We start from the raw sequence: 12522 nt of genomic DNA, 5'->3' as shown, positions 1-12522 counted from the left end.
CCCGCTTTTCGAGCCCGAACCCGCCATGGCTGTTGCACGATCGTCGCGAACCGATGCAGCGCGTCCCCGCACGGGTGCGGAGATCCGAGACGCCTTTCTGGCCTTTTTTGAGGAGCGCGGCCACAAGCGCATGCCCAGCGCGTCGTTGGTGCCGGAAGACCCCACGGTGTTGCTCACGATCGCGGGGATGCTGCCGTTCAAACCGATCTTCCTCGGCCAGCAGGAGCGTCCAGCCCCCTGTGCCACCAGCTCCCAGAAGTGCATTCGCACCAACGACATCGAGAACGTGGGGCGCACGGCCCGGCACCACACCTTCTTCGAGATGCTGGGCAACTTCTCGTTTGGTGATTACTTCAAGCAACAGGCGATCGAGTGGGCCTGGGAACTGAGCACAGGTGTGTTCGGGCTCGACCCCAAGAATCTGGTGGTGAGCGTCTTCCGCGACGACGACGAAGCGGAGCAGATCTGGCGTGAGGTGGTGGGGGTGAACCCCAAGCGGATCATCCGCATGGATGAGGAAGACAACTTCTGGGCTTCCGGTCCCACCGGACCGTGTGGGCCCTGTTCGGAGATCTACTACGACTTCAAACCCGAACTGGGTGATGACGGCATCGATCTCGAAGACGACGACCGCTTCATCGAGTTCTACAACCTGGTGTTCATGCAGTCGAACCGCGATGCGGAGGGCACGCTCAAGCCGCTGGCGAACCGCAACATCGACACCGGTATGGGTCTGGAGCGCATGGCGCAGATCCTGCAGCAGGTGCCCAACAATTACGAAACCGATCTGATCTTCCCGCTGATTCAGGCGGCGGCTGAGCGGGCCGGCGTGGATTATCACCAGCTCGATGAGAAGGGCAAAACGTCGCTCAAGGTGATCGGTGACCACAGCCGAGCGGTCACCCAGCTGATCAGCGATGGCGTCACCGCCAGCAACCTGGGCCGCGGCTACATCCTGCGCCGCCTGCTGCGCCGGGTGGTGCGCCATGGCCGCCTCCTGGGTATCGACAAGCCCTTTCTCCAGGCCATGGGTGAGGCCTCCATCGCCCTGATGCAATCCGCCCACCCACAGCTGAGCGAGCGTCGTGAGGTGATCCTGGCCGAATTGCAACGGGAAGAAGCCCGTTTCCTGGAAACCCTGGAACGTGGCGAGAAGTTGCTCGCGGATGTGCTGGCTGCCAAGCCGAAGCAGATCAGTGGTGAGCAGGCCTTTGAGCTTTACGACACCTATGGTTTCCCCCTGGAGCTCACCCAGGAAATCGCTGAAGAGCACGGCCTGGCGGTGGACCTTGCCGGCTTTGAGACGGCGATGGAGCAACAGCGCCAGCGTGCGAAAGCGGCCGCAGTGAGCATTGATCTCACCCTTCAAGACGCGATCGATCAGGTGGCTGCAGGTCTGCAAGACACCGAATTCCGGGGCTATGAGCAGCTGGAACAGAGCAGCAGCATTCAGGCCCTGGTGGTGAACGGTGAGCCGGCGCAGAGCGCTGTTGCTGGTGATGCCGTTCAGGTGGTGCTCGATGTCACGCCGTTCTATGGCGAAGGCGGTGGCCAGATCGGTGATCGCGGCACCCTGGTGGCGGATGGCCAGGCCGGTGATGGCCTGATCGTGATGGTCGAGTCGGTGAGCCGCAATCGCAGTGTGTTTGTGCACAGCGGGCGTGTGCAGCGTGGTGCGCTGGCGGTGGGCGATGTGGTGCATGGCCGGGTGGATCGTGCCTGCCGCCGCCGGGCCCAGGCCAACCACACCGCCACGCACCTCTTGCAGGCAGCGCTCAAACAGGAGGTGGACCCCGGCATCGGTCAGGCCGGTTCTCTGGTGAGTTTTGATCGCCTGCGCTTCGATTTCCACTGCCCGCGCGCTGTCACTGCCGAAGAGCTGGAGCGCATTGAGAGCTTGATCAACGGCTGGATCGCCGATGCCCATGCGCTTGAGGTTCAGGAGATGGCGATCGAGAAGGCCAAGGCCGCCGGTGCGGTGGCGATGTTTGGTGAGAAATATGCCGATGTGGTGCGTGTGGTGGATGTGCCGGGTGTGTCGATGGAGCTCTGCGGCGGCACTCATGTGGCCAACACCGCGGAAATCGGCCTGTTCAAGATCGTGAGTGAAAGCGGTGTCGCTGCCGGCATTCGCCGCATCGAGGCCGTGGCTGGTGCTGCGGTGCTGCCCTATCTCAATGAGCGTGATGCGGTGGTGAAGCAGCTGGGTGAGCGCTTCAAGGCCCAACCCGGCGAGATCATCGAACGGGTGACGGCCTTGCAGGACGAGCTCAAGGCCACAGGCAAGGCGCTGGCCGCGGCGCAGGCTGAGCTGGCGGTGGCCAAGTCAGCAGCTTTGGCCACGAAGGCGGTGGCTGTGGGTGACTTCCAGCTGCTGGTGGAGCGGCTTGATGGTGTGGATGGCACTGGGCTGCAGGGGGCTGCGCAGAGCCTTGCTGATCAGCTCGGTGATGGTGCTGCAGTGGTGCTGGGTGGTCTGCCGGATCCTGCCGATCAGGGCAAGGTGGTCCTGGTCGCAGCCTTTGGCAAGGCTGTGATTGCCCAAGGCCAGCAGGCCGGCAAGTTCATCGGTGGCATCGCCAAGCTCTGTGGCGGCGGCGGCGGCGGTCGGCCCAACCTGGCGCAGGCTGGAGGCCGTGATGGGGCTGCACTGGATGGAGCGCTGGAGGCGGCACAGGAGGCGTTGCACTCAACGCTGGCCTGAGCTCCAGGCTGTGCCCTGCTGGTGCAATCGCTGCAACTGACGACTGGCTTTAGCAATGCAGAAGTGGATGCCTCCCAGCTCTGTCGTTGTTTGCTCGAGGCGCTCTGTTTCGTCGTCATGCACCGCTTCGATGCCGCTTAGCAGCAGACCGATCACCCGGTTGCCCCTTCGGCAGCGTTCACTCACCAAGGCCAGCATCTCGACGGCCAGGTCGCTGTCGAACAGCATCGCTTGAAGGAGGTCTTCTCCTGGCAGGGCCAAGAGCTCAGCAGCACCATCCACGACGCGGAAATCGGCATAGTGCTGGCCATTGGCGAAGAAGCCCACCTCCCCTAGTAACTCCACAGCGTCCACTACAGCCAGGGTGTGGCGTTCGCTGCCTTGATGCACATCCACAGCCACCTTGCCACTGGTGAGCAGCATCAGGGTGTCCACCGGGTCCCCCTGGCGAAACAGCACATCGCCTTCTTTTGCAGTGACTGGCCTGGGATTGAGCTCCTGCTGATGGGCTTCCAGGAGCAGTTTCAAACGCTCGCGGAATGCGTGCAGCTGCGGTTCATCACCCCACATGAATGGATCACGGCTTCCTTCTTGATACCCCTTGGGAAGGAGGCCATGCACCTCCGCATTAAGTGCTGGCTTCGGCAGGAAGATTGAGCTCTAGGCGCCAGTCGGCTAACGGCCGATCCCAGCCATCTTCAAGTTTCCGGGCAATCACAAGGTCTGCATCCAGGCCCATCTGAAAGCCCCGCGCTAGGGCCCGTAGCATCGGCGCTAGGGGCTCGTCGTTCTGAAGGGCTGAGAGCATCCCGCCGAAAATCAGCATCACGGCCAGTGGTGAGCGGTTCTGCGCAAGGTTGAAGCCCTGGAGGCCCAGTTCACTGGCGCCATCAATGCCAAAACCAGTCAGCACATGCACGATGTCGTGGGTTTCCTTGAGTCGGTGAACCACGAATTCCTGGGAGTTGGTGACTGGAGAGGGATCGATCAAGCTGGCGGGGGTAATGCCCTGGCTGATCAGTTGATCGGCATACACCCGACCCAAACTGTTCTCGGGAAGCTGTTGCAGCTGCTCGAGATTGATCGGTGCAGGCCGCCAGCCCTCGTCCACCAGTGATCGGAATTGGTGGTCCTCCAGCAGGTGCTCCACCATTTGCTTGCCGAGTGCGCTGTCCTTGAGGCTGGAACCCACAGCAAAAACGCTCTCCAGCGAACCGGGATTTTTCAGGAAGGCAGCAAGTCCTGCAAGCAGTTTCAGGCTTTGGAGACGTTCCTGCAGTTTGATGCGCACGGGTCAGCCCTGGAGATAGGTGGCCTGCTGAAGACTGCTGGCCACGTGACTGATCAGCAGTCTGGCGTCGTTGACCGACAGCCGCTGTTCGCGGATGGCCTCTTCACTGGCCAGGCGGAGGCGTTCGAGCATCAGATCAGGGTCGTGCTCCATCGCTTCGAGCACATCGGAATTGGTGTCGCCACGCACCACGTGGTCGAGCAGATAGCCACCGCCTGGGGCCAGGCGGATGTGTACAGCATTGGTGCTTCCGAACAAGTTGTGCAGATTGCCCATCACCTCCTGGTAAGCACCGGCCAGAAACAATCCAATGAGGTAAGGCTGATTCGGCTGGGGGCTGTGCAGTTCCAGCAGGGGCTTGCTGTGCCCGCCCTGGATGAAGCGAGCCAACTTGCCATCGGAGTCACAGGTGAGATCAGCAATGCTTCCGAGTTGGTTGGGCGGTTCATCGAGCCGATGAATCGGCATCACGGGAAACAGCTGATCGATCGCCCAGGTGTCGGGTGCCGATCGAAACACTGAAAAATTGCCGTAGTAAGTGCTGGCCAGGCTGGCGCGCAGGTTGCGCAGCTCTTCGGGGCTGCTGTCATCTGCGGGCAACAGGCGACTGATGCGCCGCGCACAGGCCCAGGCCAGTTGCTCGGCCCGCGCCCGCTCCGGAAGGCTCAGGTATCCCAGGCGGAAGGCGCTCAGTGCATCGCCCTTGAATTTCAGAACGTCGTTCCAGGCTTCCTGCAGGTTCGCGGTGGTGATGCCCTCAAAGGTTTCATGCAGGTTGCGCAGGATCAGCGGATCGTCCTCCATCGGTTCCGGCCGCTCGTCCGGCGCGGCACCGGTGCCGAGGATGTCGAACACCAACACGCTGAAATGGCTGGCCAGGGCGCGACCGCTTTCGCTCACGAGCGTGGGTACAGGAACTCCGCTGGGTTCACAGCATTCCTTCACGGTGGCCACTACGTCGTTGGCGTAGTTCTGGAGCGAGTAATTGGTGGAGGCGGCGGTGGCGCTGCGGCTGCCGTCGTAGTCGACCCCCAGGCCGCCACCCACGTCGAGGAAGCCCATCGGAGCACCCAGCCGGTGCAGTTCGCCGTAGATCTGTCCTGCCTCCTGCAGGGCATCTTTCAGCACGGCGATGTCATTGATCTGGCTGCCGATGTGGAAGTGCAGCAAGCGCAGCTCCTTCAGAAGCCCGGCGTCGCGCAGTGCCTCGGTGGTGTCGAGCAGTTCGGGGATGGAGAGTCCGAATTTGGCGCGGTCTCCCACAGAGCTGCCCCAACGGCCCGTACTTCGGGTGGAGAGGCGAGCCCGGATCCCGATCATCGGCGCTGCACCCAGGTGTTCGCTCGCCCGGATGATCCGCTCCACCTCGTCGGGTTGTTCGATCACCACCACGGGCTGACGCCCGAGTTTGCGCGCAAGGATGGCCGTTTCCAGGTACCGCTGATCCTTGTAGCCATTGCAGATCAGCAGAGCGTCGGGATCGTTGAGCAGCGAGAGGGCAATGAGCAGTTCCGCCTTGCTCCCTGCCTCCAGACCGAAGTGCCAGCGCTGGCCGCTCTCCACGATCCGTTCCACCACATGCCGCTGCTGGTTGCACTTCACCGGGAACACGCCCTGGTAGCGGCCCGCATAGCCGTAGTGCGCGATCGCACGGTCGAAGGCTGCGTGCAGCCGCTCGAGGCGATCTTCAAGGATGTCGTCGAAGCGGATCAGGAGGGGAAGGCCGAGATCCCGGGCCTGCAGGCCATCAACGAGTTCGATCAGGTCGATGCTGCCGCCCCGCTCGCCCTGGGGTTGCACGGTGATATGACCGCGGGAGTTGGTCGAAAAGTAAGGATCCCCCCAGCGATCCAGTCCGTAGAGATCGGCACCGTCCTGAACGGTCCATGGGCCAGCGGTGCTGGTGTGGGCCATCAGTGTCAAACGGTGCTCTCCAGGCTCTGTGCCGCGAATCTAGGCAGGGTTCATCGCTTCAACAGCTCGGCGCAGTCCGCTTGCTTGCCAAGCGGGCCTGCTGCCACGGACGATGGCGACGGTTTTTTGTTTTTCCATGGCCTCGGAACGCACCTTCATCGCCATCAAGCCCGATGGGGTTCAGCGCGGTCTCATCGGCGAGATCCTCGGGCGTTTTGAGCGCAAGGGTTTCAAGCTCGTGGGCCTCAAGCAGCTCACCCCCAGCCGTGAGCTGGCTGAGCAGCACTATGGGGTTCATAAGGAGCGTCCCTTTTTTGCTGGGCTGGTCGAGTTCATCACCTCTGGCCCTGTGGTGGCCATGGTGTGGGAAGGCGATGGGGTGATCGCCAGTGCCCGCAAGCTGATCGGCGCCACCAAGCCTCTGGAGGCCGAACCCGGCACCATTCGCGGCGATCTGGCCATCAACATCGGTCGCAACGTGATTCATGGGTCCGATGCGCCTGAAACCGCCCAGTTCGAGATCGGTCTCTGGTTCCAGGCCTCTGAGCTGAGCGACTGGACTCCGTCTGATCAGGGATGGCGCACTGAGGGCTGATCCATCAGCCCGGGCCGGGTCCTCTGCCCTCGTGCGGCGCATCATTGAGAGGACTCGGCTAGACGTTTTTGTGAGCGATCACGGTTCCCACGGGCTCCAGCCTTGGCTGAAGCGTGCGGCGATCACCTGGGTGAATCATGCGGGTGCCCCTCTTGTGAAGGTGGTGTCCCGCCGCCATCTCGACATGGCCGTCAACCGGGGTGTGGGATTTTCGCCGGTGGCCGATGCCTTCCGGGTGGATGGATGCATCGCTGCTGCGCACCGTTGCGCCCGACCGGATGAAGACCTGCGTCTCCATGCTGTGGTGGAGGCGCTGGTTCCGCTCGAGCCCGATCGCGGCTGGGCCTGGGTCCCTGGGGAGCGGCGTTGGCGCGATGGAGGGGTCTACGAGGCCGATCAGCGCAGTTTCTGCCGTCTTCAACAGGACCGTTTGCAGCAGCAAGGGCTGACGCTGGAAGCGGGCTTCGAACTCGAGTGGATGGTGCTGGCAGCGGAGGGGGGACCCCAGGGTTCCCCTGTATTTCCCGGCGGGCCCTATGGGGCTGATCGCTTGATGGAAGGTCTCGACTACGCCTCTGAGATCTGTGACGCCCTGGATGCCGCCGGGCTGGACTGGTTGCAGTTTCATCCCGAATACGGCGCGTCCCAGTTCGAGTTGTCTCTGGCCCATGCGTCAGCTGTGGAAGCCGCCGATCGCCTGGTTTTGGCTCGCCTGGTGATTCAGCGCGTGAGCCGGCGACTGGGGCTGCGTTGCAGCTTCACGCCCAAGCTCACCACGGAGCAGGTCGGCAACGGCGGTCATGTGCACTTCAGTCTTCTCCGGCATGGTCAGCCCGTGCTGCAGGGAGGCGATGGTCCAGGTGGTGTGTTGCCGGAGGGTGCGGCACTGATTGCCGGTGTGCTGCATCATCTGCCGGCGTTGCTGCCGATCGCCTGTCCGCTTTCGGCCTCCTACGCCCGTCTGGCCCCCAGCTCCTGGTCGGCGCCCTATCAGGTGTGGGGGATTGAAAATCGCGAGGCGGCCTTGCGTTTGGTTCCCACCTCGCTGGATCAAGTGCCTGCCCATCTCGAGCTGAAAGTTGCCGATCTGGGGGCCAATCCCTACCTGTTGCTTGGCGCTCTGCAGGTGTTGGCGCTGGCCGCTCTCAGCGACGTTGTTCCCCTGCCGGCGCCGGTGCGCGGTGATCCGGCGCGCGCGGACGGCAGCACAGCGGCCCATGCCCGTCTGCCCCAGTCCTTGGCGGAAGGGCGCGCAGCCTTGGCATCCAGTGCAGTGCTGTCGGCGGCGATGGGGGAGCTGCTGCATGGGAGCGTGCTCGACAGCATCGATGCCGAGATCGACCGTTGTGCGGGTTGGCCCGCGGATCAAGTGATCGCCAGCACCCGTTGGTGGCCGCTGGTGGGAGACCTCAGCTGACGCCGGCGTCAAACCGTTGCCATTGGAAACAGGGCAGCAAGCGCTCGAGGTCAGCGCGGGCATGGCCCTGGCTCACGCAGTCCGCAATGGCCTCGGCAGTGGCTGCAGCCATCAGCACTCCGTTGCGGTGATGGCCGCAGGCCAGCCAAAGGCCAGAGAGGGGGCCTCGGCCCAGCAGGGGCCCCTCGTCCGGCGTGCAGGGCCGGAATCCCCACCAGCGTTCCATCGGGGGCCAGCCCGAGGCTTCCGGAAGCAGCGAGGCAATGCCCTGTTTGAGAGTGCTTTGCCCTTGAGGGGTAAGGCCCTCGGCAAAGCCCGCGTCCCGCTCCGACGTGGCGCCCACCACCACCAGGCCGTCTTCTCTGGGCACCAGGTAAGTGCCTGGTCCGAAGATCACGCGCTTGAGAGCGCCCCGGGGGGCCTGGAGGGAGAGCATCTGCCCTTTCACGGGAAAAATCGGCAGCTGAGGCAGGAGCTGGCTGCTCCAGGCTCCGGAGCAAAGCACGGTGATAGCACTGCTTCGTTCCGTAATCGTTCCTTCAGCGTCGCGGATGCGTGCTGTGATGCGTTGGTTGCCGCTTTGCAGCAGGTCCAGCACTTCCACGCCTTCAAGAAATTGCACCCCCCGTTCCACGCAGGCGCTTTCCAAGGAGCGCATCAACTGGCGGCGGTTGTCGATCTGGCCGTCCTGCTCGAATAACAGACCGGCCTGCCAGGTTGTGGCGATGCCCGGTACTTCCCGTTCCAGTTGCTGGCGGTTCAGGGCTGTTCCGAAGGATGCCGTGGGGTAGCGATCCCGCTGTTCACTGGTGCTGAAGGGCACCACAATGCCTGTGGACCGCAGCCCGCAGGGCAGGCCGCTGTCGGCCTCGATCTGGGCGACCCAGCTCGGCACCCGCTCCAGGCTCAGTTGACCGAAGCGCAGCTGGTCGCCGCTCAGGCCTTCAGCGTGGGGAGCCAGCATGCCTGCCGCCACAAACCCTGCGGCCTCACCGCGCCGCCGGCTGATCACGCACACAGGATGGTCACGCCGGGCCAGCTGATGGGCGATGGCCAGCCCCATCAATCCGCCGCCAAGGATCAACGCGGCGTCAGTGGCGGGTGGGCGCAAGGCGGTCATGGCTGATGGGGGCTGCGGTTCGCGGTCTTTCCATAGGATTGCCCTGCTCTGAACGTTCCACACAGCGGATGGCGGCACCTGCAGCAACAGATCAGGCCTGGGAAGCGGTGATCGGTCTCGAGACCCACGTTCAGCTGGGCACCAACAGCAAGATTTTCACGGCTGCATCCACGGCGTTCGGGGATGACCCCAACACCCACATCGACCCTGTGGTGTGCGGGCTGCCGGGAACGCTTCCCGTTCTCAATCAGAAGGTGCTGGAGTACGCCGTCAAAGCGGCGATGGCACTAAATCTGAACATTGCCGAGCACAGCAAGTTCGATCGCAAACAATATTTCTACCCCGACCTGCCCAAGAACTATCAGATCTCCCAGTACGACGAACCGATCGCAGAGGACGGCTGGATCGAAGTGGAGGTGGCCGAGAAGGGGAAAGACACTTATCTGAAAACCATAGGGATCGAGCGCCTTCACATGGAGGAGGACGCCGGCAAGTTGGTGCATGCCGGCAGCGATCGTTTGGCTGGCTCCACCCATTCGTTGGTGGATTACAACCGCGCCGGTGTTGCCCTTGCGGAGATTGTGAGCAAGCCGGATCTGCGCACGGGCCGGGAAGCGGCGGAATACGCCTCGGAAATCCGTCGCATCATGCGCTACCTGGGTGTGAGCGACGGAAACATGCAGGAGGGTTCACTCCGCTGTGACGTGAACATCTCCGTGCGCCGAGGGCCGGAGGCGCCGTTCGGCACCAAGGTGGAGATCAAGAACATGAACTCGTTCTCGGCCATTCAGAAGGCCTGTGAGTACGAGATCCAACGGCAGATCAAGGCCTACGAAGCCGGTGAGCCCATCGTTCAGGAAACGCGGCTCTGGGATGAGAGCAAGCAGCTCACCAAGAGCATGCGCAGCAAGGAGGGGGCCAGTGATTACCGCTATTTCCCAGATCCGGATCTCGGGCCGATCGAGGTGAGTGCTGACCAGCGCGACTCCTGGCGGGCGGAGCTGCCGGAGCTGCCGGCAGCCAAGCGCCACCGCTACGCCGACACCCTGGGGCTATCCCAGTACGACGCCCGGGTGCTCACCGACGAGAAGCCGATGGCGGATTATTTCGAGGCTGTGGTGGCAGCGGGGGCTGACGCCAAGCTCGCTTCGAACTGGATCACTGGCGACATCGCTGCTTATGTGAATGGCAATCGCCTCAGCTACAGCGAGCTTCCCTTTCGCCCTGAACAGCTGGCTGAGATGGTGCAGCTGATCGACGGCGGCAAGATCAGCGGCAAGATCGCCAAGGAGATCCTGCCCGAACTGCTGGAGAAGGGTGGCTCACCCAAGGCGATCGTCGATGAACGCGGCCTCGGCATGATCAGCGACCCGGCTGCGATTGAGGCCATCGTTGATGAGCTTCTGGGGGCCCATCCCGATGAGGTGGAAGCGTTCCGCGGCGGTAAGACCAAACTGCAGGGCTTCTTCGTTGGCCAGCTGATGAAGAAAACCGGCGGCAAGGCCGACCCAAAGCTCGCCAATCAGATTCTCAGCAAGAAGCTCAAAGGCTGAGCTTGCTTCAGCAGCTTCCCTGTTCCAGCAGAGAGGCCACGGTTGCTGTCCACGCACCCGGTTCGCCGCTGTTGTCGATGATCTGATCCGCCAGCAGGCATTTGCGTGCCAGCGGCCATTGCGCCTCGATGCGTTGATCGGCCTGCTGAGCCGAGAGCCTGTTGCGCTGAATCAGCCGTTGCTGTTGTTGCTCCTTGCTGCAGCGCACAACCCACACTTCCGTGCACAGGCTCTCCAGGCCGGATTCATAGAGCAGAGGAACCATCAGCACGACCGCTGGTGTGAGCTCAAGCTCGCCGAGAGCGGTGTCAAAGGCCTGCCGGACGAGGGGGTGGATCAGCTGTTCGAGCCATTGGCGCTCCACCGCATCGGCGAACACGATGTCGGCCAGGGCCGATCGATTCAGCTCCACCACGTCGGCTCGTGCCCCACGGGCAGCCACAGCGGGTCCGTACCGCTTCAGCACGGCTTGGCAGCCTGCACTGCCAGGGGCGAGGGCGTCCCTGGCGTAGCGATCGGCATCCAGAACCGGGAGTCCGTGGTCGCTCAACCAGCGCCCCACGCTGCTTTTGCCCGATGCGATGCCGCCGGTGAGACCGATCCGGCGTTGGCTTGGCATGGTGCGGCGGCAGGATGCTTTCAGTGTCTCGCGTACAGCCGTGGTTGACGCCGCTCGCAGGGTTTCGTCCGACTGGTTGCCGGTGGCGGGGGGGGTGACCGCGCCGACAGGATTTCAGGCCTCAGGGATCACCGCTGGCCTGAAGGCTTCTGCCAAGCCTGATCTGGCCTTGGTGCTGGCCCCCGAGGGTGCGGTGTGCGCAGGGGCATTCACCCGGTCGGTAGTGCGTGCCGCCTGTGTGGATCTCTGCGCTGAACGACTGCAGGATGGGGGCGCTCAGGCGCGGGCGGTGCTGATCAATTCCGGTCAGGCCAACGCCTGCACAGGCGATCGCGGTTTGATCGACAGCCAGCGCGCCACCCAGGCGCTGGCGGATCGCCTGGGTGTGGATGGGGAGGCGGTGTTGATCTGTTCCACGGGGGTGATCGGTGTGCCGATCCCGATGGAGGTGCTGTTGGCAGGCCTGGATCCTCTGGTGGACGGGCTGAGCCCGGAGGGGGGATCCGCCGCAGCGCAGGCGATCCTCACCACGGATCTGGTGGAGAAGCAGATCGCCTTTGAGGCCGAACTCGCTGGTCGCACTGTGCGCATTGGTGGCATGGCCAAAGGATCAGGAATGATCCACCCCGATATGGCCACCATGCTCGGCACCATCAGTTGCGATGTGGCCGTCCCCCCTCTGACGTGGAAAGCCATGGTGCAGCGGGCGGTGGAACGCTCGTTCAACGCCATCACCGTCGATGGCGACACCAGCACGAACGACACCGTGCTGGCCTTCTGCGCCGGTGAGTCCCTGCCGGAGTTTTGTGAGGACAAGCTGGAGGAAGGACTCACCCTGGTGGCACAACATCTCGCTCGGGCGATCGCCCGCGATGGGGAAGGAGCCACCTGTCTGATCGAGGTTCAGGTGGAGGGAGCCTCCACGGAGGCCGGAGCCCTGCAGATGGCGCGCACGATCTGTGGCTCCTCGCTGGTGAAGACGGCCGTGCATGGTCGTGACCCCAACTGGGGCCGCATCGTGGCGGCGGCCGGTCGTTCCGGCGTGGCCTTTGAGGCTGACGCCGTTGCCCTCTGGATCGGGCCCCACCAACTGATGGCAGCGGGCCAACCCCTGGTGTTTGATCGCTCAGCTGCTTCGGCGTATCTCAGTGAGCGCGCCTATGGCCGCTACTTGTTGGACGACTCGGTGCAGATTCGTCTTGTCGTTGGTTCCGGCCCTGGAGAGGGCCGGGCCTGGGGGTGTGACTTGTCGGATCAATACGTGCGCATCAACGCCGACTACACCACCTGATTGCAGCCTTGGATGCGC

10 protein-coding genes are annotated in these 12522 nt (G+C 63.3%); 5 read left to right on the top strand and 5 right to left on the bottom strand.

Translation table 11 applies throughout. The annotated features are described in order from the left end of the window. The first annotated feature begins 25 nt into the window (after window positions 1–25). Window positions 26–2704 (top strand): alanine--tRNA ligase, encoded by a 2679-nt coding sequence (gene alaS / locus SynBMKMC1_RS13715; protein ID WP_186472135.1) that lies wholly within the window; start codon window positions 26–28, stop codon window positions 2702–2704. Here alaS and SynBMKMC1_RS13710 read toward each other — a convergent pair. Genes SynBMKMC1_RS13710 through speA form a run of 3 tightly spaced genes read right to left on the bottom strand, consistent with a single transcriptional unit; the run spans window position 2690 to window position 5909 of the window. Beyond that, entirely contained in the window at window positions 2690–3325 is a 636-nt protein-coding gene (locus tag SynBMKMC1_RS13710; RefSeq protein WP_255486218.1) for a cyclic nucleotide-binding domain-containing protein, read from the bottom strand. The genes alaS and SynBMKMC1_RS13710 overlap by 15 nt on opposite strands. Before the next feature lie 7 nt (window positions 3326–3332). Beyond that, the gene (locus SynBMKMC1_RS13705) at window positions 3333–3995 is read right to left on the bottom strand and encodes a Coq4 family protein (protein WP_186472134.1); all 663 of its coding nucleotides are present in this window, start codon (window positions 3993–3995) and stop codon (window positions 3333–3335) included. Window positions 3996–3998: 3 nt separating this feature from the next. Then, the gene (gene speA, locus SynBMKMC1_RS13700; RefSeq protein ID WP_186472133.1) at window positions 3999–5909 is read right to left on the bottom strand and encodes a biosynthetic arginine decarboxylase; all 1911 of its coding nucleotides are present in this window, start codon (window positions 5907–5909) and stop codon (window positions 3999–4001) included. A 136-nt stretch (window positions 5910–6045) separates the two neighbouring features. Here speA and ndk point away from each other — a divergent pair, with 136 nt between their 5' ends. Both ndk and SynBMKMC1_RS13690 read left to right on the top strand, forming a co-directional pair. Next, the gene (gene ndk / locus SynBMKMC1_RS13695) at window positions 6046–6504 is read left to right on the top strand and encodes a nucleoside-diphosphate kinase (RefSeq protein WP_186472132.1); all 459 of its coding nucleotides are present in this window, start codon (window positions 6046–6048) and stop codon (window positions 6502–6504) included. A gap of 70 nt (window positions 6505–6574) precedes the next feature. Beyond that, window positions 6575–7921, top strand: a complete 1347-nt coding sequence (locus SynBMKMC1_RS13690; RefSeq protein ID WP_186472131.1) for a glutamine synthetase — start codon at window positions 6575–6577, stop codon at window positions 7919–7921. On the opposite strand, the gene SynBMKMC1_RS13685 is transcribed toward SynBMKMC1_RS13690, so the two are convergent. After that, window positions 7914–9041 carry an FAD-dependent oxidoreductase gene (locus tag SynBMKMC1_RS13685; RefSeq protein ID WP_186472130.1) on the bottom strand — a complete coding sequence of 376 codons (1128 nt, stop codon included), beginning with the start codon at window positions 9039–9041 and terminating at the stop codon, window positions 7914–7916. The two genes, SynBMKMC1_RS13690 and SynBMKMC1_RS13685, sit on opposite strands and share 8 nt — an antisense overlap. A gap of 68 nt (window positions 9042–9109) precedes the next feature. Between SynBMKMC1_RS13685 and gatB the strand changes: the two genes are divergently transcribed. Beyond that, a complete protein-coding gene (gene gatB, locus SynBMKMC1_RS13680; protein ID WP_186472129.1) occupies window positions 9110–10594 on the top strand; it encodes an Asp-tRNA(Asn)/Glu-tRNA(Gln) amidotransferase subunit GatB in 1485 nt (494 codons plus the stop codon). A gap of 7 nt (window positions 10595–10601) precedes the next feature. On the opposite strand, the gene coaE is transcribed toward gatB, so the two are convergent. Continuing rightward, window positions 10602–11213 (bottom strand): dephospho-CoA kinase, encoded by a 612-nt coding sequence (gene coaE, locus SynBMKMC1_RS13675; protein ID WP_186472128.1) that lies wholly within the window; start codon window positions 11211–11213, stop codon window positions 10602–10604. On the opposite strand from coaE, the gene argJ reads away from it, so the two are divergent. Further along, the gene (gene argJ, locus SynBMKMC1_RS13670; protein WP_186472127.1) at window positions 11212–12504 is read left to right on the top strand and encodes a bifunctional glutamate N-acetyltransferase/amino-acid acetyltransferase ArgJ; all 1293 of its coding nucleotides are present in this window, start codon (window positions 11212–11214) and stop codon (window positions 12502–12504) included. The two genes, coaE and argJ, sit on opposite strands and share 2 nt — an antisense overlap. The last annotated feature ends 18 nt before the right edge of the window (window positions 12505–12522 follow it).

Source organism: Synechococcus sp. BMK-MC-1 (assembly GCF_014279955.1).
Taxonomy (GTDB): domain Bacteria; phylum Cyanobacteriota; class Cyanobacteriia; order PCC-6307; family Cyanobiaceae; genus Synechococcus_C.
This window is presented reverse-complemented; position numbering and strand designations above follow the sequence as displayed.

Coding starts and splice junctions, on each gene's coding strand:
- ndk (WP_186472132.1), top strand. CDS start 6,046: ATGGCCTCGGAACGCACCTTCATCGCCATCAAGCCCGATGGGGTTCAG.
- SynBMKMC1_RS13685 (WP_186472130.1), bottom strand. CDS start 9,041: ATGACCGCCTTGCGCCCACCCGCCACTGACGCCGCGTTGATCCTTGGC.
- argJ (WP_186472127.1), top strand. CDS start 11,212: ATGGTGCGGCGGCAGGATGCTTTCAGTGTCTCGCGTACAGCCGTGGTT.
- alaS (WP_186472135.1), top strand. CDS start 26: ATGGCTGTTGCACGATCGTCGCGAACCGATGCAGCGCGTCCCCGCACG.
- coaE (WP_186472128.1), bottom strand. CDS start 11,213: ATGCCAAGCCAACGCCGGATCGGTCTCACCGGCGGCATCGCATCGGGC.
- speA (WP_186472133.1), bottom strand. CDS start 5,909: ATGGCCCACACCAGCACCGCTGGCCCATGGACCGTTCAGGACGGTGCC.
- gatB (WP_186472129.1), top strand. CDS start 9,110: ATGGCGGCACCTGCAGCAACAGATCAGGCCTGGGAAGCGGTGATCGGT.